Genomic DNA, 18,836 nt, shown 5'->3' with positions numbered 1-18,836 from the left:
TTCGCAGAATCTCACCCAAAACTAGCCGATGCCGTGAGGCGAGTCGATTGCCGACGACTGTGCCATTCATCTTGAGCAAAGGGCGAGTTCAGGCGGGACTCAGTTGGGCGTGCACAATAGATTGCATGAGCTTCCTACCGGCAGAACTGCCGAATACTGCAGTCCGTGGTGCCGCATTTGCTCAATCGGTAGCAAAACTTGCAGCGTTGAGACTGCGTGAGCGTGTTCGTGAGTCGCGGCTCCCGGACGAATTCAATCCTCGCGAAGACGACGACTTCGTCGCAGCCGCATACTTCGCCGGCGACCTCAGCTCGGTCTACCAGCTGGAACAATGGCTGTGGCCCTTTGAACAGCTGGAGTCACGCCTGAAAGAGCTCGGATTCGGTGACAAGCCATTCGGCATCATGGTGCGCAATGCAACGGTCGCTAAGTACCTCGAAGGCGTCACGGCTTTTCCGATTCGGTTCTCACGCCTGACGAAAGGCTTGGACGAGTTCATGCAGGCGTCGAATCTGCGGGCCGTCTTCTACGTCAATCAAGCGACCAGCAATTTTCAGTCGCTCCGCTATCCGGAGCCTGCACATGTCCACCTCAGCCACGGTGAGAGCGAGAAGATCTCGATGATCTCCAACCAGCTCAAAGGGTATGACTTCGTATTCACCGCGGGACAGGCCGCCAGAGACCGCATCAAACAGACGCTCTACGGGCTGGGTGACGACCGGATGTTCGACGTCGGTCGACCACAACTGGACAGGCCCCGGACGGTACCTCCGGAATGGGAGGACTTCAAAGCCGAGCACCCTGATGGGAAAGCAGTGTTCTACGCGTCCACGTGGGAAGGCGACTCGCCGTCGATGGCTTATGGAACTATTGCCTTCAACGGAGAAGCTATCGTCAAATCTCTGCTCGAAGCCGGGTACCGAGTGATCTTCCGCCCGCATCCTCGAACCGGAGTCATGAACCCGGAATTCGAAGACGCATTGGAAGCAGTCGAAGAGATCGTCGAGGCTGACCCCAGAGGTTTCCGGGACCGCAGTCCAGATGTCTCGTGGCAACTGGATGAAGCTGACATCGCCGTTGTCGAGATGACCTCGGTGGCCTTCGACTGGTTGTCGTCTGGAAAGCCGTTGGTCATGGTCCAGCCGCATGACCCCGACGCAGAAGTGCTCGAGGGCGGGCTGCTGGACAAATGTCCGACGGTGGAGCCTGGGCAGCAAGACCAGATCGTCGACCTCATCGATCAGGCGGTTTCGCGAGACGGATCAGTCGATGCTCTGGCGCAGCTCTACCTCGGTGAGACTGTGCCAGGGGCACAGACCGCGCGCTTCATCCGGGCAGCCGAACGCGTCATCGAGCTGAGAAGCGGAGAGCGTAGGCAGAAAGCCGCCCGGTGAGGCACATTGCATTTTCTTAACCTGAAGTAACAGAATGATAAACTAACGCGGAACTAATTCTGCCGCTCACGATGTGAGCTTTGATCTCTGGACGGAATCAGCAATGAAACGAGTCATCACTTACGGAACTTTCGACCTGCTCCATTACGGGCATATTCGACTGCTCCAACGATGCAAGGACCAGGGCGACTACCTGGTAGTTGCGCTGTCAAGTGACGAATTCAACGCTGGCAAGGGTAAGAAGTCGTACTTCTCCTACGAAGAGCGCAAACATATGCTTGAAGCGATCCGCTACGTGGATCTCGTCGTCCCTGAAGAAAACTGGGAACAGAAGTCGACCGATATCGATAAGTACCATATCGACACTTTCGTCATGGGCGACGACTGGACAGGAAAGTTCGACTTCCTCAAAGACAAGTGCGAAGTCGTCTATCTGGAACGCACTCCCGAGATCTCGACGACCCGGATCAAGAGCGAGTTGGGCAAGTCCTGAGCGAATCGGCACGGACTTCGCGCTATCGTGACGGGACACCATCGATGGATCTGAGAGGAGAGGACGTGCCCGAAAAGTCTTCGGCGAATCATCCGACTCTGTCGGAGCTTCGGGCCAAAGCGCAGCCTCCGGAGGTCCGCAGCCGGAAGAATGCTGAGCACTGGACTGCTCAGCTCTACCTCCGCCATATCTCGATCTATTTCACGATGCTGCTCGTACGCACGAAGATCAGCGCGAACGGCGTCACGGGCCTGATGATCGTGGCCGGCTGGTGTATTGCCGGCAGCCTGCTCATTCCTGGGATCTGGGGAGCGGTGCTCGCCGTGTTCTTCTCCCAAGTGCAGATGTACATCGACTGCTGCGACGGCGAAGTCGCACGGTGGCGCGGCACCAGCGGCCCCAAAGGTGTCTTCCTCGACAAGGTCGGTCACTACACCACAGAAGGCCTCGTCGCAGTCGCTCTCGGTGTTCGAGCCGTGGGGGAGTGGAACAACCTCATTGACGATCCTGTTGGAACCTATCCCTTCCTGCTCGCCGGAACCGTCCTCGCCGGATTAGTGATTCTCAACAAGGCGCTCAATGACATGGTCCATGTCTCCCGCGCCTTCAACGGTCTCGACAAGCTCCCGGATTCGAAGGAAGCGACAGCGCTCAACCCTGGAGCAGTCGCCACTCTCAAACGCGTCGCGCGTTTTGTTCCGTTCCACCGGATCTACCACTCCGTGGAAATGTCGCTCATGGCCCTGCTGTCGAGCATCGTCACCGCGATCGCAGTGACAGCCGGCGCGGAGCCGCTGTTCGGTGAGCGCTGGCTCGTGCTCATCATGGCGCCGCTGTGCCTGTTGTCAGTGATCGGACATTTCCTGTCCATCATGGCATCGAGGAGGCTGTCATGAGTGAGTCATCGCGGAGTCTCTTTCAGCGCTTCGAAGACAATAAGCGCTATACCTTCGGCGTCGTCGTCCTCAGCCAGGGCAAACGACTTGAAGACCTCAATCGCGGATTCGAGTCCTTGCTGGCACAGAAAGGCGTCGACCTCGACATCGTCTGTGTCGGCAATGGCTGGGAGCCGGAAGGCATCCCGGACCAGGTCAAGAAGCTCGGGCTGCCGGAGAACCTCGGTATCCCCGCTGGCCGGAATGCAGGTGTTCCCCACGTCGACGGCGAATTCCTGTTCTTCCTCGACGACGACGCCTGGCTTCCCGATGACACTTCCTTGATGCGGATGGCACAGCTGATGCGGACGAAACCGCAGATCGGGCTGATCCAACCACGCGTCGAAGAGCCCGGTGGGCCGGACGCACCGAAACGGTGGATTCCCAGACTGAATAAGGGCAGCGCCGACCATTCATCGAACGTGTTCTCTGTGTGGGAGGGCGCAGTCTGCATGCAGCGGCGGGCTTTCGACGAGTGCGGCGGATGGCCGGCCCCCTTCTGGTACGCGCACGAGGGAATCGAACTCGCGTGGAGGGTATGGGACGCCGGCTACATCGTCTGGTACATGGGCGACCTCGCCGTCGCTCACCCAGTAATCGACCCGAGACGCCACGACGAATACTTCTACATGAATGCGAGAAACAGAGTCTGGCTGGCCAGGCGCAACCTGCCGTGGCCTTTCAGCTGGGCCTATGTGGGCTCTTGGACGTTGATGCAGTTCGTCAAGTGGGCGAATAAGCCTCATCAGCTCAAAGCCTGGATGGAAGGATGGCGTGCAGGTTGGCGCCTAGACCCGTGGGGCCAAGACGAAGAGAGGCAGAAGCTGTCGAAGAGAGGCGTGCTCCGCATGTCCCGGCACGGCCGACCGCCCGTCGTTTAGTCGCCTAGCTGTACCGGAGTTGACAACTTCCAGCTGGAATCTTCACCGTGCGTGGTTGTCGCCAGACGTGTGAAAGTCAAACTTTGAACATGACACTGACCGCAGTCGGGTACGTCCTGACCGACTGAGAAACCGAGTGGAGCCATTTGATGCAGTCGACAGCCACTGTCGCTGAAAACTCACCGCGAAGAACTCCGACACCCAAACCCTCTGGCTTTCGATCCGACATCCAAGGGCTTCGAGCCCTGGCTGTGGGAATCGTTCTGCTCTACCACCTATGGCCCGACCGCTTCGTCGGCGGGTTCGTCGGCGTCGATGTTTTCTTCGTCATCTCCGGCTTCCTCATCACCAGCCACCTCATCAAATCTCCTCCGCGCAGCTGGACGGACGTAGCAAAGTTCTGGGCACGACGTGTCCGACGACTGCTGCCGGCATCCCTGCTCGTTCTCTTCCTCGTCGGCATCGCCACCTTCCTCGTTGCTCCGCAGTCGGTGTGGGCCGATACGGGTCGGCAGATCCTCTCCGCGGGCCTCTACGTCGTCAACTGGGACTTCGCCGTCTCCAGCGTCGACTACCTCGCCGCAGACAATGCTTCTTCACCGGTGCAGCATTTCTGGTCGTTGTCGGTCGAAGAGCAGTTCTACTTCGTCTGGCCCATGATCATCGGCCTGGCGTTCCTCATCGGAGCAAAGCTCGGTCGATCGAAGCGAATCGTCGGGTTCACTGTCCTCGGAATCTTCCTCGCCTCGTTCGTCTTCTCCATCTGGTACACGGCCGCGGAACCCGCAATGGCCTACTTCATCACCCCGACGAGGATGTGGGAGCTGGCAGCCGGAGGCCTTGTCGCCATCTTCGTGCTCTATATTCGACCGGAACGACTGCCGTTCAGTTCGTTGCTCGGATGGATCGGTCTCGCAGGCATCTTGGCCGCCACATTCCTCATTCGCGCGGACATGCCCTTCCCCGGATACATTGCGCTCGTACCGGTGCTGTCGACTGCGCTTGTCATCCTCGCCGACTCCCGTGGACGCACGTCTGTACTTCCGCTGCTTTCGCTGCGACCGGTTCGCTTCCTCGGCGATATCTCGTACTCCGTCTACCTCTGGCACTGGCCGCTCATCGTCATTGTGCCCTACGCCTCGGTCAAGCTGGGCCGTTCAGAGAGCCTCGGCGTAATCGACAACATCGCCATCATTCTGGTCTCGATAGTCGCCGCCTGGGCGTCGACGACCTGGGTGGAGAACCGATTCCGCAAATCAGCGTTCTTCAGCAGTTCAAAGAAGACCTTCGGCTTCGCCGCTGTGGCTATGGCGCTCGTCGTCGCCCTCGGTCTCAGCCAGATGGTCATCGCGAACAACCTCGTCGAGCAGAATGAGGACAAACTCCAAGCCCAGCTGGATGACCCAGACTCCTGCCTCGGCGGCAGGATCCTCCTGCCCGGTGCGAAGGACAATCCGAATTGCGAGGGAATGAAATCTCTCCAGATGGAACCGGCCGCGGCGAAGAAGGACAAGTCCAAAGCCTACGCGGACGGCTGCTGGGCCAGCGCCCCCTACGCAAGCAAACCCGAGTGCACCTACGGAGACGGCTCGAAGCACGTCGCCTTGGTCGGCAACTCGCATGCCGGTCACTGGCTGCCGGCGCTCGAACGTTTGGCCGAGGAGAAAGACCTGACCATCACCACGTTCCTCGCTTCGAACTGCAGCATTTCGACACTGCCGCAGGATCTCTCGACTCCCGACGAGACCAAGGGATGTCAGGACTACGCCGACTGGGTCACAGAGCGGACGACCCAAGGCGGCTTCGACGCAGTGATCACCTCGGAGCGCCAGTCGACGCCGCTGGACGGGATGGACTGGGACAAAACCGAAGCGAAGGCGCCCGAAGGGCACAAGGAGATCCTGCAACGCTGGATCGATGCGGAACTCGATGTCGTCGTCATCCGGGACACCCCGTACCCGGGTGGGCAGGACATCAATGTGCCGGACTGTGTAGCCAAACATGAAGACGATCTCGCTGCCTGTTCCGGAACTCCGGAGGAATGGCACTGGATGGATCCTTTGGCAGCCTCGGCGAAATCGATCGATTCGAAACGGCTCTCTGTCATCTATCCCGAGGACTGGTTCTGCCCCGACGGACGCTGTGAGCCTGTCATCGGCGGCGTCATCACCTACTTCGACACTGCACACATCACTGCGACCTATGCGCAGACTCTCGCACCCCAGCTCGGTGCGAGACTCAGCCGGACAGGTTTGGACACCTTCGACTGACCTCCGGAAGGAAGACGGTCACTGGTTCATCGAACTGACAGTGAAGTTCGATATCGTGTGGCTGATTGACTCTGAGCCTCATATCTGAGCCCACGACCGTTCACCGAAACCTCTGCAAAGGACGAAACGAGTGACCACTGGACGAAACGCCGCGGACCGCTACCTCAGCAAGGGACGAGAGCTGGTGAAACCCGTTGTCCACGGGATCGCACGGCGTGCTCTGCCTGTGGTCGAACGAGCCTCCGGGACCAAGTACGTGCGTGAGCGTGCGACCGGTGCTGGAAAATCGTCCGGCAAGCCGAAGAAGATCGCGACCGAAACCGCTCGTGCCTACCGGAAACTGGCAACGGGACTGCACGGTGCGACAGCAGAGAACACCGATGGATGGACTGTCGCCCCATCCACACGCGAGGTCGACGCCAAGGCACGGCAGCTGGCACGCCTCAAGGCCCACGCGGCACTATCCGAAGCCCTGACCCAGGGATCGTCGTTCGGTTCCGCTGTCGTGAAGGCCGGACGGTCTCTCGTCGCCGCCGGACACCTGGCCGACACCGTGTCGATCGGGCTCAACCTCCGCAGCAATCCCTCCACCGAGGAAGCCGGAAGAGTTCTCTTAGGCTTGGCCTACCAGCGGTCATCCGACCCCGAGGTCGCATGGGCACAGTTCGAGGAGATCGAAGACCGGGAGATCATCGTCGCCGCCGCCGAGGAGTACTACCCGACCGCGATCGACACGCTCGGACACGAGGCACTGCCGCTCTTGGAGAGCGCGGATGAAGCGGGCGAGACCGACCGGTGGAGCGCGAAGGCAGTGCTGCGCACGGCCGAATCGGCCTTCTGCATCGACGCTTTCGATCACGTTCGGACTCTGGTCGAAGCTCGTCTCGACCAGATGGAGGACGACGCCGATTCGGCCGTGCGTTACGAACTCAACCGCATGCCTGACTGGCTGCCGGGAGGAAAGCACCTCGAGCCACTTCCAACCACCGCCGGAAAGCGCAACTTCGGTGTCCTCAGCTATGACCAGCCGGGGATCCGCTCGCGGAACATCGGCGACTACATCCAGACGATCGCGTCGATCGGACACCTGCTCCGCTATGAGAACCTCAGCTTCACAGGAGACACCGGTCTGACCGACCTCTTCGCAAAGCTCCGTCAGTCGGTCAAGGAAGAACGGAAATACGCGGGGCCTGAGGCTGAACTCAACCTGGTCGAGGTCTATCGTGACGGCAACGTCTATCAGGACATCCCAGAGGACACCTGGTACATCGCCTTCGGCTGGTACATGCATGACATCTTCGGGAAATCGTTCAATATTCCGTTCCACCCGAATCTGCGCCCGATTCTGCTGTCGGTCTTCGTGCGGTACCCCGAGATGCTCACGCCGGACGCAATCGCCTATCTGAAGAAGTACGGTCCGGTCGGGTGCCGTGACTGGCAGTCTGTCGCTGTTCTGCGTGCAGTAGGCGTTCCCGCCTTCTTCTCCGGCTGCCTGACGACGACCGTCGACACTCTCTTCCCCGCAGCCTCACCTGACCGTCGCTCGGGAACGCTGCGCGTCGACTGGCCGAAGGACAACAAGGGACCGAAGAAGAAGCAGACGGTTACCGCGATCCGCGACAAGTCGTTCCCGGAGAACCTCGAACTCGCACGCAACTGGGTCGCTGACTACGCCTACAAGTACAAGCACGTCCTCACTTCCCGCCTGCACGCGAATCTGCCGGCACGATCGGTCGGGGCCGACGTCGACTTCGAACCCAAGAACAAGTCCGATTCCCGGTTCGGCGGACTCATCGGCATCGATGCTGCCGAGTTCGATGCCATCCGCAATGGAATCCTCGACAAACTCGCTGTGCTGCTGCCCCTCATCGCAAACGGCGCATCCGAAGACGAGATCTACGCAAAGTGGGTCGAGATCACAGCAGACGAGATGGCGTTCGCAGACGAATATCTGGCCAAATCGTCACTGCCCGTTGCAGACAGAGGGTCAATTGCCTCGGCGCTGAGCGGTATCGAACGACCCGTCCCCGAAGCGCAGGTCACTGACATCGTCATGACTGTTGAGCAGGGCGAAGCACCGTTGGTCGGGCAGGCTCTCCGCACTATCGAGACCCACGCGGGAGCCGCCTACCGCGTGTGGCTGCCGAACGGTGCGTTGACCTCAGCCGAAGTCGACGAGATCCGCAGCGAGCTCAGCCAGGGAAGCATCGACATCCTCCCGTCTGTGGCATTGGGCGAGGAGAAGAACACGCCTGATGTGCTGGCGGCAGTTCTGCCTGCGCTGTTCGCAGACCACGAGCGACTCATCGTCGTCCCCGCAGCCGCCGAGGTGTCCGCGGACATCACCGAGCTCTCGACCGTCGACTTCAAGGACACGCTGCTGGCTGCGAAACATGATGTCAGAAAGAGCCGATCCAGCGGTCTCACACTGATGCGACGGATCGCGAGCACATTCGGTGACGATCACACGGGTGCCCTCGACTTCGTCTTCGCCAGCCACGCGGGGATGAGCGAAGATTTCGTGCCGTTCGACCCGCAGATCGCCGTGCTCAATCTGACCGAGCTGCGCAGCGAAGGAGTCGTCGAACGAGTCCTCGGTCTCGTGCAGCATAACGGTCTCAGCTATATCGACGCGATGCAGATGATCGTGAAAGGCCGGTATGCCGACCTCGGCGACGACTGGAACATCCATGCCCAGTGGGAAGCAGCGGACGCTCCCAAGATCGTCAATTGGCGCCGCCAGGCTCGCCACTTCGGCCATATGGCGCTGACGCGCTGACTGTCCGACCGTCGTCGATGAGCGTTGAGGAAAGGTACCACTTATGAGGTTGCGAGCCCAAACGACCCCAGACGGCAGTGGCAGAGACGTTGAACCAGTCGGTCCCGCATTCGGGACCGACGCAGTCCACGTATACAACGTACTGTGGGGCATCCCGGAATCCATGGGCGGCATGACGACGGCTGCGCTGCGTCGGATTCGGAGCTTCCAGAACTATGGAAGCCCGTTGTCGCAGACCATTCTCGCGTTCAGTCCGCGCATGGACACCGATGAGATCAGGGACCGGCTGATCGCACAGGGGAAGATGCGAGACGATGTCGAGCTCGTCAACATCTGGCAGGATCTTCGCGGACGAAGCGAAGCCGAGCTGGCCCGCCTTGAGGGAGAACCCCCGAGGATGCCGATCCCCGACGAGGACGGCGAGCTCGAGAACATCACCCCCTTCTACGACGTGTTCCGCAACTCGCGTACCGGTCGAGTCATCCGGCGCAACTATTTGCGAGGCGACGGAAGTCTGCTGCTCGCTGACATCGAGGATCCGAAACTGGGCCGACGATTCATCCTGCATTCTCCGTCGGGGGAGCCGATGGTCGAGTGGCGCCGGCCGCGCGATTTCTACAATGCGTGGATCACAGCGACCGTGACGACGTCGCCGGCAGTCGTCATCGTCGATGACAAGAAGGTCAGCGAATTCATCCACGAAATCTCGGACCGCGACTTCGCACTCATCCTCTTCCTCCACGGAAGCCATCTCAGCCACCCATGGAACGGTAATCACGGGCAGCCCCTGAGGGCCCGTACAGATACGATGCGCAACTTCGACCGATTCGACATCGTCGGAGTGCAGACACAGCAGCAGGCCGAAGCTATTCGCGCCATGGGCTTCTCTGGCGAGAACATCAGACTGCTGACTGGGGAGCTGCCGCAAGGATCAGTCGTCTCTGATCCGCCGATGCGGCGAGACATGGGGAATGCCGTAATGGTCGCGAACCTCATCGACCTCAAACGCATCGATCACCCGATTCGCGCGGTCGCGAAGCTGCGCGACCGCGGTATAGCAGTCTCCCTGACCGTGCTCGGAGAGGGACCCGCGAGGCCGAAGCTTGAAACCCTCATCGATGAACTCGACGTCGCCGATCGCGTCTTTCTGCCTGGCTACGTCAATGATGTGCATGAACGATTGACGTCGGCGTCGTTCTCCACGCTCACCAGCACAAGCGAGGGTCTGCCGCTGTCGCTGCTGGAGGCGATGGGCGCCGGCTGTGTTCCCATCGTCTATGACATCACCTACGGGCCGCAGGATCTCATCGATCACGGCGACAACGGCTTCATTACGCCGTGGAGCGACATCGACGCACTGGCCGATCAGATAGAGGAATTCCTCTCCCTGGAGCCCAGCGAAGTCGAGTCCATGCGTCGAGCAGCGGTGAGCTCCGTCGAACGCTACCTCCCCGAAGCCGGATACCTTCGTTGGCGGAAAGCGTTAGCCGAAATGAGGCTCGCTGATCTCCCAGCGGTCGGCAGCGAATATGAGGTTCCGTCGGTCAGGGCCAGGAAGCTCACCTGCACACCGATAACGGGAGGATGCAGAGTCGAGGTCGAGATCGGCGGGATCCGCAAATCGGTTGCCGAGACACTTCAGTTGGTCGTCGCAGGCAGAGAGCTCAGTACGTTCTTCCTCTGCCACCAGTCCGAGATCTCATTCCGCCGGTTCGGGCACCGAACGGTGCTTGCGTTCGACGTGGACGATGAGAGCTTTTCCGAGTCCGCTGGTGAGACATTCGACGTCTTTCTTCGCCGACCCCATGATCTGTGGTCATCGAAGCGGAGAATCAGCACTCCGAAGCGATTCCGCGTCACGACTGCGACAGCCAGCGAATGGTATGCGACGAAGCACGGGAACCTCTCGGTGAGACCTCGGAAGTAATTCGAGCTTCTGGCGTCCGCCTGTTCCGGTGACGCGCTGACCGCGGCGATGACCCGCTGGCCGAGTCCGGTCGCGACTATTCGTCGTCGGCCTCGGCGTTGACGCTCTCGGTGTGGTAGCTCTGCAGCGCAGCCGTACGATCGGCGATCAGCCTGGACACCGCCTCGGTGAACAGAACGGTCGATGATCCTGGTTCGCCGTCGCCGAAATAGTGGCGGCGGAGTTCATGCCTGATCTCTGCTGAAGAATCGCGCACGAGCATCTCCTTGAGCAGCGATTCGACACTTCCGATCGACTCATCGTTGATGAGGGGCGCGGCGCGGCTGATCGGCGCCTCGGCATTGAGTGATTCGGTGTCACCGCGACGGTCGGTGAGAACGAGCGGCTTATCCGGGTGGAGATAGAGGAAGTCGAGTCCGACGCTGGAGATATCGGTGATGAGCAGGTCGACCGTGTCGAACATGCCGAGGATGTCTCCCTGCATGAGCACCTGGTGTTGCAGAGTCTCGTCGTCGATGGACGCGTTGGCAGCCTCGATGAGATTGAGGATCCGCGCATTCGCTTCGACCATGTACGGGTCTTTGGACGTCTCGACGCGCGGATGGGGTTTGTAGATCAGACGCGCACCGGGAATCCGGAGGGCGGCTTCGACGATCTGCGGACCAAAGCGATCGACCGAGGTGTAGTTGTTCGCATCATTCTCGCCCTCCCACGTGGGCGCATACATGATCGTCCTGGCCGACGAAGGTTCGAGCTCGAGCGGCCTTTCGATATCCAATTGGGGCCGGCCGACTCGGACTAGCTGGGATTCATCAAAGTCGATGAGAGCCCTGCGGTGTCGTTCAACAGCGGCCTCGCCGGCAATGAAGACCTTGTCATAGGCCTTGGCCTGATTTGACACCATGCTCAGCTTGTCGGACTCACCATGATTGACGTGGACATGGACCATCGGAGCAAAGCTGAGCGACTGGAAATTCGTCATTCCGTTGTTGACGTAAAGAGCGAGCTTGAAGTCATTGGCGTGGTAGAAGGTCTGCAGGGGATCGAACCTTCGTTTGAACACCACGGGGAGGTGAGTGGTTTCCAGCACGCTGGTCAAGGCTGAACCTTTTCGCACGACGATGACGACCCTGTGCTCCTTATGGAGCTCCTCGAGGACCGGGATCCACTGTTCGAGTTGGTAGAACTTCGAGCTGCGGTCACCGAAGTAGACGACGACATCGGCTTTGACATAGCTGCCGTCATATTCGTCTTCGAGGCGGTTCCACTTCTCAGCGCCCCTGATCCATTTGCTGGTGCGTTTCCACGCGCTAGAACGCAACGCGGTACGTGCGACCCATCGGACCGGGTTAGCCACTGTTCGAACTCCTTGCAGTTGTGAATTCGGATTCGCAACGGCTCAATGCCTTAGATGCAACCGACGACTCGGCCAGAATATCGTTTCATGACTGCCCATGAGAACACGAAGCCATCGGCTCGGATGCGGTCCGCGGGCGTGTCGTTGAGTTACCGACTGCCACAGGCAAACTGCTAGGCTATCAACGTTAATTGAGAGTGAACGAGTTGCGTCAGCATTGCAAAATCATGCTGGTGAGGGGAACCTGTGGTAGATGAGCTGACAATTGAAAGAATCTCGTGGGAACGTGTGATTCTGACATTTGTCGTCAGGGTTTCCGGCGATGCCCCTGACTCGTTTTTCCTGACCCCGAACTCGCGACCTTATGAGGTCGAACTCCCGGTTCGTGCAGAACCTCTGGGGGAGGGGCGTTACGAGCTCACGATCAACGTGACCCAGTTCAATCGTCGTGCTCAGGTTCCCAATGGGACGTACTACCTCGTGGCTCGACGCGGGGAAGAGAACCTTCCTGCCGCCTACCCCTTGGCGAGATCTGAAGAGCTCGGGGACGCTTCACGAGCATTCGTCTACAACAAGAACTTCTCCGCATACACTGTGACGTTCGGCATCTCCGACGACGAGGCGGCTCCATATTTCCTCATGCGCACGTATTCCTTCGGACGTTCCGGGGGCAAGCCCTCGTCCAAAGTGGCACGCCTGAAGTCGAAGGCACGCAAGAAGTGGACGAAGACCAAGCGGAAGGCTCTGCGCACCGTATTCTCCATCTCTGCTTACAAACGGCCGTCTGATGGAAGCAACATCTTGTTCGCCTCCGAGGCCCGTCCGAATATGCAGGGCAACCTCAAAGCCGTACATGACCGCATGCTCGAACGCGGTCTCGATTCGCAATTCAACTTCGGCTATTCGTTCCGTACCGGCCGCACCAGCAGCCGCCAGAGTGCGTTCGCGCTGGCGTGGGAGATGGGCAAAGCGAACACCATCCTCATCGATGACTACTTCGCCATCCTCAAGGACCTGGGCAACCGAGATGAACAGAAGATCATCCAGCTGTGGCACGCAGGAAGCGGATTCAAGTCAGTGGGCTACAGCCGCTTCGGGCAGTACGGTTCACCGAATCTGCGAAACGCCCATCGCCTCTATTCGTATGCCATCTGCGGTTCCCAGCACTTGCGGGATGTCTACAGCGAAGCTTTCGGCATCGAGAGAGAAGCAGTCCTCGCGACCGGTCTGCCTCGTATCGACGGTTTCCTTAGAGAAGGACGTGCAGAAGAGGTCCGTGTCGACTTCGAAAAGCAGTTCCCGACGGCGAAAGGCAAGAGGAAGATCCTCTTTGCTCCTACTTTCCGCGGTCGCGGCTCCGGAGACGCCCACTACGACTACGACCAGATCGATTTCCGGGAGCTGTACGAGTCGTGCGGCGACGATTCCGTCGTGCTGTTCCGACAGCATCATTTCGTGCCTGATCCGGCTCCGATCCCACAGGAATTCAGCGACCGACTCATCGACGTCGCGTCTTGCGCGGACACCAACGATCTGATGCTCATCTCGGACGTGCTCATCACTGACTACTCGTCGGTCATCTACGAGTATTCGCTGCTCGAGCGCCCGATGATCTTCTTCGCCTACGATCTCGATACCTATTCTGCGACGCGAGGAATGCACAAAGACTACCGGGAAGCCGCCCCGGGAAGCATCGCTACGACCTTCGACGAACTCGTCGAACTGCTCCGCCGTCCCCAGTTGAGCAACGAAGCGACGAAGGAGTTCGTCAAAGAGAACTTCGACTACGTGGACACGAACAACTCCGACCGAGTGATCGACACGCTCATCCTCAGCGAGCCTGCCACGGAACCACAGGTGCCTTCCGAAGACGAAGATCACCGTATGTCCGAACGTGTCGGTGAGGAAGATCCCGGCGCGCCCGGGCAAGAAGACCAGCTCAACGACCCGACGGACAACGATTCCGACGGCAGCTATAAGACCGAAGAAGAGGACGAGGAGAACCAATGGCAAACATCGCAGTAGTCTTCGCAGGAGGCGTCGGCGCTCGAATGGCGCACAGCTCACGTCCGAAGCAGTTCTTGGAGATCCACGGCCGACCGGTGATCGTGCACACGCTCGACATCTTCCAGCAGCATCCCGAGATCGATGCCATTGCCGTGGCCATTCTTCCGCAGTATCGGGAACACCTGGAACGCCTGGTCAAACGTTACGAGCTGGACAAGGTGCAATGGATCGTCGACGGCGGATCGACAGGCCAGGAATCGCGACACAATGCGCTCAAGGTCGTCGCTGAACACAATGACCCGGACAGCATCGTGCTCATCCACGACGGTGTCCGTCCCTTAATCGATGCAGACCTCGTCTCACGGAACATAGAGAGTGCTCGTGAATTCGGTTCGGCAGTTACCTGTACGAAGATGACAGAGACAGTCGTCGTCGAAGAAGGCGCCGGCATCAAAGAGGTCATTCCTCGGGACCCGTTGTGGACCGCCCAGGCCCCGCAGACATTCCCGCTCAAGGACGTCCTTGCAGGATACGACCGTGCTGTCGCTGAAGGGGAGAACGACTCTATCGACACATGCACGCTCATGAACGGTTTCGGATATACCGTGCACCGAGTCGAAGGGCCGCGGACGAATATTAAGATCACTACTGCCTCGGACTACTACGTGTGCCGGACCTTCCTCACGCTCATCGAGGACAGGGAGGCCTTCGGCGGTGAGTGATGAGCGAGCGGTCGTCTCAACGGCCGGAGTTACCGACGTCGTTCTGTTCGACACTCCTGTCTTCTCCGAGGACGTCGCACGCATCGCCTCGGCTCGGCTGCCATGGGAACAGTACCGGAATGCGGAGATTCTCGTTACTGGTGCCTCCGGCATGATCCCGATGTACATTGTCGGTTCACTGCTGGCCGCGAACGATGCCTACGACCTCGGACTCCATGTCACGGGAATGGTGCGCAACCGGCACAAGGCAGTAAAGCGATTCGGCTCCGCGATTGAGCGCTCAGATTTCACCCTGCTGCCTGGCGATGTCATCGACACGAAGAGTTTCGAACGCAAGTTCTCGACGATCTTCCACGGCGCCTCTCCGGCTCGACCGAGCTTACATAAGTCGTCCCCCGTCACGACTCTTAAGGCGAATACCCTCGGAACGATCAACCTCCTTGACGCTCTTGTCGACGCACGCGGGAGGTCCTTTGTCCTTCTGTCCTCGTCGGAGGTTTACGGGGCGGTCAAAGGCAGCGGCCTTATCAGCGAAGACGACGAGGGAACGTTGCAGCATTTCGCGCCGCGCGCCAGTTACTCAGAAGGCAAACGCATCGCCGAGACCGCGCTGGCTGCCTATGCTGATGAGTTCGGTATCAGGGGACTTAGCCTGCGTTTCGGGCATATTTATGGCCCTGGGATGGCCCTTGATGACGGTCGCGTACAGGCGGATTTCCTCGCCGACGTCGTTAGCGGCCGCAATGTGCGGATGATGAGCGCCGGTGCGGCGACGCGGACATACACGTACGTTGCGGACGCCGTGGAGGGGCTGTTCTTTGCCGATCTGCATGGTGAGGAACAGGTCTACAACGTCGCCGATCCCGCTGGGAACATCAGCATCCGTGAGCTGGCTGAGACCTTTGCCGCGGCACGGCCGGAAAAGAAGCTCGAGCTGGATTTCGTCAATCCGGAGGACGGGCGATCGTTTTCTCCGGTTGCCTCACTCGGTTTGGACGCAGCAAAGCTCACCGGTCTTGGTTGGGTCGTAGGAACATCGCTTGCCGACGGCGTATCCCGGACAATTCAGACGTTTGAAGATGGTCCAGTCATCGTCTGAGAGAAAACACGCGATACTTGTTGCACTCACCAGCCGGCACGACGTGCCACAATCTCGGTAACGACGTTGATCGTTGCATTGATGAGGAGACCTGAACGACTATGAGCCCCACCAGAATTCTTCTGCTGACAAACCGTGATTCGGACAATGTCGGAGACCAGATCATCGAGGCCACAGTCCTGTCCATCATCAAAGGCGTGATGAAGAATCTTGGCTTCGGCACCGATGACTTCGTCATATCAAGCCGTGCTGCAGGAATCATCTCGAGAAGATACATGGCCACCAAAGACCCAGAGCTGTTGACAGCGGCTCGGGACGAGATCTCGAAAGCTGATCTGATCATCTTCGGTGGGGCCCCGCTCTTCAACTATGCTTATCAGAATTTCTATCGTCGAACGATCGTCACTCTGGAACTCGCGCAAGAGTATGGCGTGCCTGTGATCTTCTCGAGTATCGGTGTGGAGAAGTTCGATGCGACGAACGAAAAGAGCCAGGCTCTCAAAAAGGCGCTTGAACTTCCGGTGGTCAGGCAGATCACCACGCGAGATGACATCGAATCACTGCGCAAATATGCCGAAGGCACAAACGTACCGGTTGCCCATGTTGCCGACCCCGCAGTATTGGCCGATATCGTTTATCGCAAGAAACCTGAGCCTGCCCCGGCACCTAAGCCAGTGCCGTCCGTTCCCGTGCGAGCAAAGCGGAAACTCAAGCGAATCGTCAAAAGCATTGTCGCCCGGTCAGCTGGATCCAACGTGGCTAAGCCCGCGACCGCCCCGATTCAACCTGTTGCCAAAGCGCCAGTTGCTGCGGAACCGAAGCCGAAGCCTCAACGTATCGGCCTGGTTGTCACCAGGGCGGGAATTTTCGCTGACAACCGCATCGACTTCAGTGAAGATGATCAGCGTAGATTCTGGCTCGAGACGATCGCACTGCTCGAAGAGAAGGGATACGACTACCGTCTCTTCACCACTGGGCATTTCTCAGATGAGGTATTCCTCGACACCCTTATCAAGTCCTCTGGTATTCCGGCTAAAAAGGCTGCAGTCACGGTGAATTCTCCAGACGAACTCATTCGCGAACTGCGTGGGTGTAGCGGGGTCATTGCATATCGGCTGCATGCGAGCATCACGTCGTTTGCACTCGGCGTTCCCTCTATCGGACTGTCGTGGAACTTCAAGGTGCCGTATTTCTACGAATCCGTGGGCTATGGGGATCGCGCGCTGAGTCCGGAAGAGTGGCAAGCCGAGAAGGTCGTTACCGCGATCGAGCGCGCAATGAAGGAAGGCATCGTCAAAGACGAAGAATTCCTCAAGTCCGTCTACAACACCCTGTTTAACGGGATCCGAGACGTGCTCGCTCCCGGCAATCCTGCAACCCCCTACGAATTCTCGGAGCTATGGGAAGGGATGCCCCGGCAGTTGGCTACTGGCCCCAAAGGCTACCGCGATAAGGTCAACCGGAAGCTGCGTCGTACTTACGAGAACTACCAGAAGCTATATGACAAAGCACAGTCAACGGATTGATTGTGGACGCTAGAGAAAGAGCCAATCGTGGCACGCACTGAAGTTCTGCTGCTGACTAACCGAGATTCTGACAATATCGGTGATCAGATTATTGAAGCCTCTGTAATCAGCCTGCTGAAAGCGGCTGCAGAGAACCTTGGAATTGCATCACAGTCGTTTATCGTTCGCAGCCGAGCAGCCAGCATCATCAGCAAGAAATACATGAGCACGGGTGACGAGTCTCTGCTCGAGTCGGCTCGACGTGCCATTTCCAGGGCTGACGTAGTAGTCTTCGGCGGAGCGCCATTATTCAACTACGTCTACCAAGTCTTCTACCGGCGAACTATCCGGACGGTCGAACTTGCCGAGGAGTACGGGGTCCCTGTGCTCTTCTCCAGTATCGGCGTGGAGCCCTACAATGACGCAGACGAACGTTCGCTGGCGCTGCAGAGTGCGCTGAGGAAACCCGTCGTTCGCCAGATCACCACCAGAGACGATCTGGAATCGACACAGAAATATGTTGAGGGGACAGGGATTCCTACAGCGCTCGTGTCTGACCCCGCTGTCTTCGCTGATTCGGTGTTTGAGAAGGTGCGTCCAATTGACGATCCGCCTGGACGCAGCCGGAAACGTATCGGCCTCGTCGTCACCAGGTCCGGTGTGTTCCCCGACAACGGAATTCCTTTCAGTGAAGCAGATCAGCGCAATTTCTGGCTTGGGGTGATCGACGAGCTGACAGCGAGAGGCGACGACTATCGACTGTTCACCACTGGTCATTTCGACGATGAGATCTTCCTCGATTCTCTGGTTCGACACCACGGGGTGCAGGGGAAGAAAGCTGCCGTCACTCTCAACTCGCCAGAAGAGCTCATCGAACAGCTTCGCAGCTGTGATGGTGTCATCGCCTATCGTCTTCACGCGTCGATCACCTCGTTCGCCTTCGACATCCCTTCAATCGGGCTGACGTGGAATTTCAAGGTTCCGGATTTCTATCGTTCTGTCGATTATCCGGAACGAGCGCTGGAGTCGGCAGATTGGAAGCCTTCGACAGTTCTCAGCGCCCTCGACAGAGCTATGAGCGAGGGCGTGGAGAAGGACGACGATTTCATGATCTCGGTCTATCGAACCCTGTTCTCAGGATTGAAAGGCATCCTCAAGCCCAGCGAACAGATCGAACCCTACTCACTTGAGGAGCTCCGAGAGAAGCTGCCACGCTATGCGGGTACATCACGTAAGCAATACCAAGAGAAGATGCGACGTAAGCTTCGTCGATCGTATGGCTTCTACCAGGACAAGATTGCCGCAAACGCAGTGAAACCGTCCGTTGGACAGTCCGGTCGCACACAGCCGCAGTCGCTCCTGCGAAGTGTGAGGACTCGGCTGAAGCGTGGATTGAAGCGATAGTGCGTCCCGAGATTCGGCAGACAGCGGAGATGACGGCCGATGCGTAAACGGGTGGTTGCGGCC

Annotated in this window: 13 protein-coding genes; 12 read left to right on the top strand and 1 reads right to left on the bottom strand. The window is 58.8% G+C overall.

Going from position 1 to position 18,836, the window contains the following annotated elements; genetic code table 11:
- The first annotated feature begins 125 nt into the window (after positions 1 to 125).
- The 7 genes from BI49514_RS00780 to BI49514_RS00750 all read left to right on the top strand — a co-directional run bounded on the left by BI49514_RS00780 (position 126) and on the right by BI49514_RS00750 (position 10,679).
- Positions 126 to 1,394: a CDP-glycerol glycerophosphotransferase family protein gene (locus BI49514_RS00780; RefSeq protein ID WP_101543478.1), complete on the top strand. Its 1,269-nt coding sequence runs from the start codon at positions 126 to 128 to the stop codon at positions 1,392 to 1,394.
- Positions 1,395 to 1,497: 103 nt separating this feature from the next.
- Positions 1,498 to 1,887: a glycerol-3-phosphate cytidylyltransferase gene (tagD, locus tag BI49514_RS00775; protein ID WP_101543477.1), complete on the top strand. Its 390-nt coding sequence runs from the start codon at positions 1,498 to 1,500 to the stop codon at positions 1,885 to 1,887.
- Between the two features lie 65 nt (positions 1,888 to 1,952).
- Positions 1,953 to 2,783 carry a CDP-alcohol phosphatidyltransferase family protein gene (locus tag BI49514_RS00770; protein ID WP_244195190.1) on the top strand — a complete coding sequence of 277 codons (831 nt, stop codon included), beginning with the start codon at positions 1,953 to 1,955 and terminating at the stop codon, positions 2,781 to 2,783.
- On the top strand, positions 2,780 to 3,703 hold the full coding sequence (locus tag BI49514_RS00765; protein ID WP_101543474.1) for a glycosyltransferase family 2 protein: 924 nt from the start codon (positions 2,780 to 2,782) through the stop codon (positions 3,701 to 3,703). Before BI49514_RS00770 ends, BI49514_RS00765 begins: the two co-directional genes overlap by 4 nt.
- A gap of 149 nt (positions 3,704 to 3,852) precedes the next feature.
- Complete coding sequence (locus BI49514_RS00760) at positions 3,853 to 5,973, top strand: acyltransferase family protein (protein WP_101543472.1); 2,121 nt, start codon at positions 3,853 to 3,855, stop codon at positions 5,971 to 5,973.
- A gap of 130 nt (positions 5,974 to 6,103) precedes the next feature.
- On the top strand, positions 6,104 to 8,752 hold the full coding sequence (locus tag BI49514_RS00755) for a glycosyltransferase family protein (RefSeq protein WP_101543471.1): 2,649 nt from the start codon (positions 6,104 to 6,106) through the stop codon (positions 8,750 to 8,752).
- Positions 8,753 to 8,978: 226 nt separating this feature from the next.
- Positions 8,979 to 10,679 (top strand): glycosyltransferase, encoded by a 1,701-nt coding sequence (locus BI49514_RS00750; protein WP_167443970.1) that lies wholly within the window; start codon positions 8,979 to 8,981, stop codon positions 10,677 to 10,679.
- A gap of 76 nt (positions 10,680 to 10,755) precedes the next feature.
- Here BI49514_RS00750 and BI49514_RS00745 read toward each other — a convergent pair whose 3' ends face one another.
- Entirely contained in the window at positions 10,756 to 12,036 is a 1,281-nt protein-coding gene (locus BI49514_RS00745) for a CDP-glycerol glycerophosphotransferase family protein (RefSeq protein WP_244195189.1), read from the bottom strand.
- 429 nt (positions 12,037 to 12,465) lie between these two features.
- Between BI49514_RS00745 and BI49514_RS00740 the strand changes: the two genes are divergently transcribed.
- The 5 genes from BI49514_RS00740 to BI49514_RS00720 all read left to right on the top strand — a co-directional run bounded on the left by BI49514_RS00740 (position 12,466) and on the right by BI49514_RS00720 (position 18,773).
- Positions 12,466 to 14,061 carry a CDP-glycerol glycerophosphotransferase family protein gene (locus BI49514_RS00740; protein ID WP_244195188.1) on the top strand — a complete coding sequence of 532 codons (1,596 nt, stop codon included), beginning with the start codon at positions 12,466 to 12,468 and terminating at the stop codon, positions 14,059 to 14,061.
- Positions 14,043 to 14,765: an IspD/TarI family cytidylyltransferase gene (locus BI49514_RS00735; RefSeq protein ID WP_101543465.1), complete on the top strand. Its 723-nt coding sequence runs from the start codon at positions 14,043 to 14,045 to the stop codon at positions 14,763 to 14,765. The genes BI49514_RS00740 and BI49514_RS00735 overlap by 19 nt, the downstream gene beginning before the upstream one ends.
- Complete coding sequence (locus tag BI49514_RS00730; RefSeq protein WP_101543463.1) at positions 14,758 to 15,864, top strand: NAD-dependent epimerase/dehydratase family protein; 1,107 nt, start codon at positions 14,758 to 14,760, stop codon at positions 15,862 to 15,864. The genes BI49514_RS00735 and BI49514_RS00730 overlap by 8 nt, the downstream gene beginning before the upstream one ends.
- Positions 15,865 to 15,965: 101 nt before the next feature.
- Positions 15,966 to 17,390 (top strand): polysaccharide pyruvyl transferase family protein, encoded by a 1,425-nt coding sequence (locus BI49514_RS00725; protein ID WP_101543461.1) that lies wholly within the window; start codon positions 15,966 to 15,968, stop codon positions 17,388 to 17,390.
- 27 nt (positions 17,391 to 17,417) lie between these two features.
- Entirely contained in the window at positions 17,418 to 18,773 is a 1,356-nt protein-coding gene (locus BI49514_RS00720) for a polysaccharide pyruvyl transferase family protein (RefSeq protein WP_167443969.1), read from the top strand.
- Positions 18,774 to 18,836 lie beyond the last annotated feature (63 nt).

The sequence above is a fragment of the Brevibacterium iodinum ATCC 49514 genome (assembly GCF_900169265.1).
In the GTDB taxonomy this organism is placed as follows: domain Bacteria; phylum Actinomycetota; class Actinomycetes; order Actinomycetales; family Brevibacteriaceae; genus Brevibacterium; species Brevibacterium iodinum.
The sequence above is the reverse complement of the archived record's forward strand: the minus strand, read 5'-3'. Positions and strand labels throughout refer to the sequence as shown.

Excerpts from the sequence above, each read along its gene's own strand:
- BI49514_RS00735 (WP_101543465.1), top strand. The coding sequence starts at position 14,043 with ATGGCAAACATCGCAGTAGTCTTCGCAGGAGGCGTCGGCGCTCGAATG.
- BI49514_RS00760 (WP_101543472.1), top strand. The coding sequence starts at position 3,853 with ATGCAGTCGACAGCCACTGTCGCTGAAAACTCACCGCGAAGAACTCCG.
- BI49514_RS00765 (WP_101543474.1), top strand. The coding sequence starts at position 2,780 with ATGAGTGAGTCATCGCGGAGTCTCTTTCAGCGCTTCGAAGACAATAAG.
- BI49514_RS00725 (WP_101543461.1), top strand. The coding sequence starts at position 15,966 with ATGAGCCCCACCAGAATTCTTCTGCTGACAAACCGTGATTCGGACAAT.
- tagD (WP_101543477.1), top strand. The coding sequence starts at position 1,498 with ATGAAACGAGTCATCACTTACGGAACTTTCGACCTGCTCCATTACGGG.
- BI49514_RS00780 (WP_101543478.1), top strand. The coding sequence starts at position 126 with ATGAGCTTCCTACCGGCAGAACTGCCGAATACTGCAGTCCGTGGTGCC.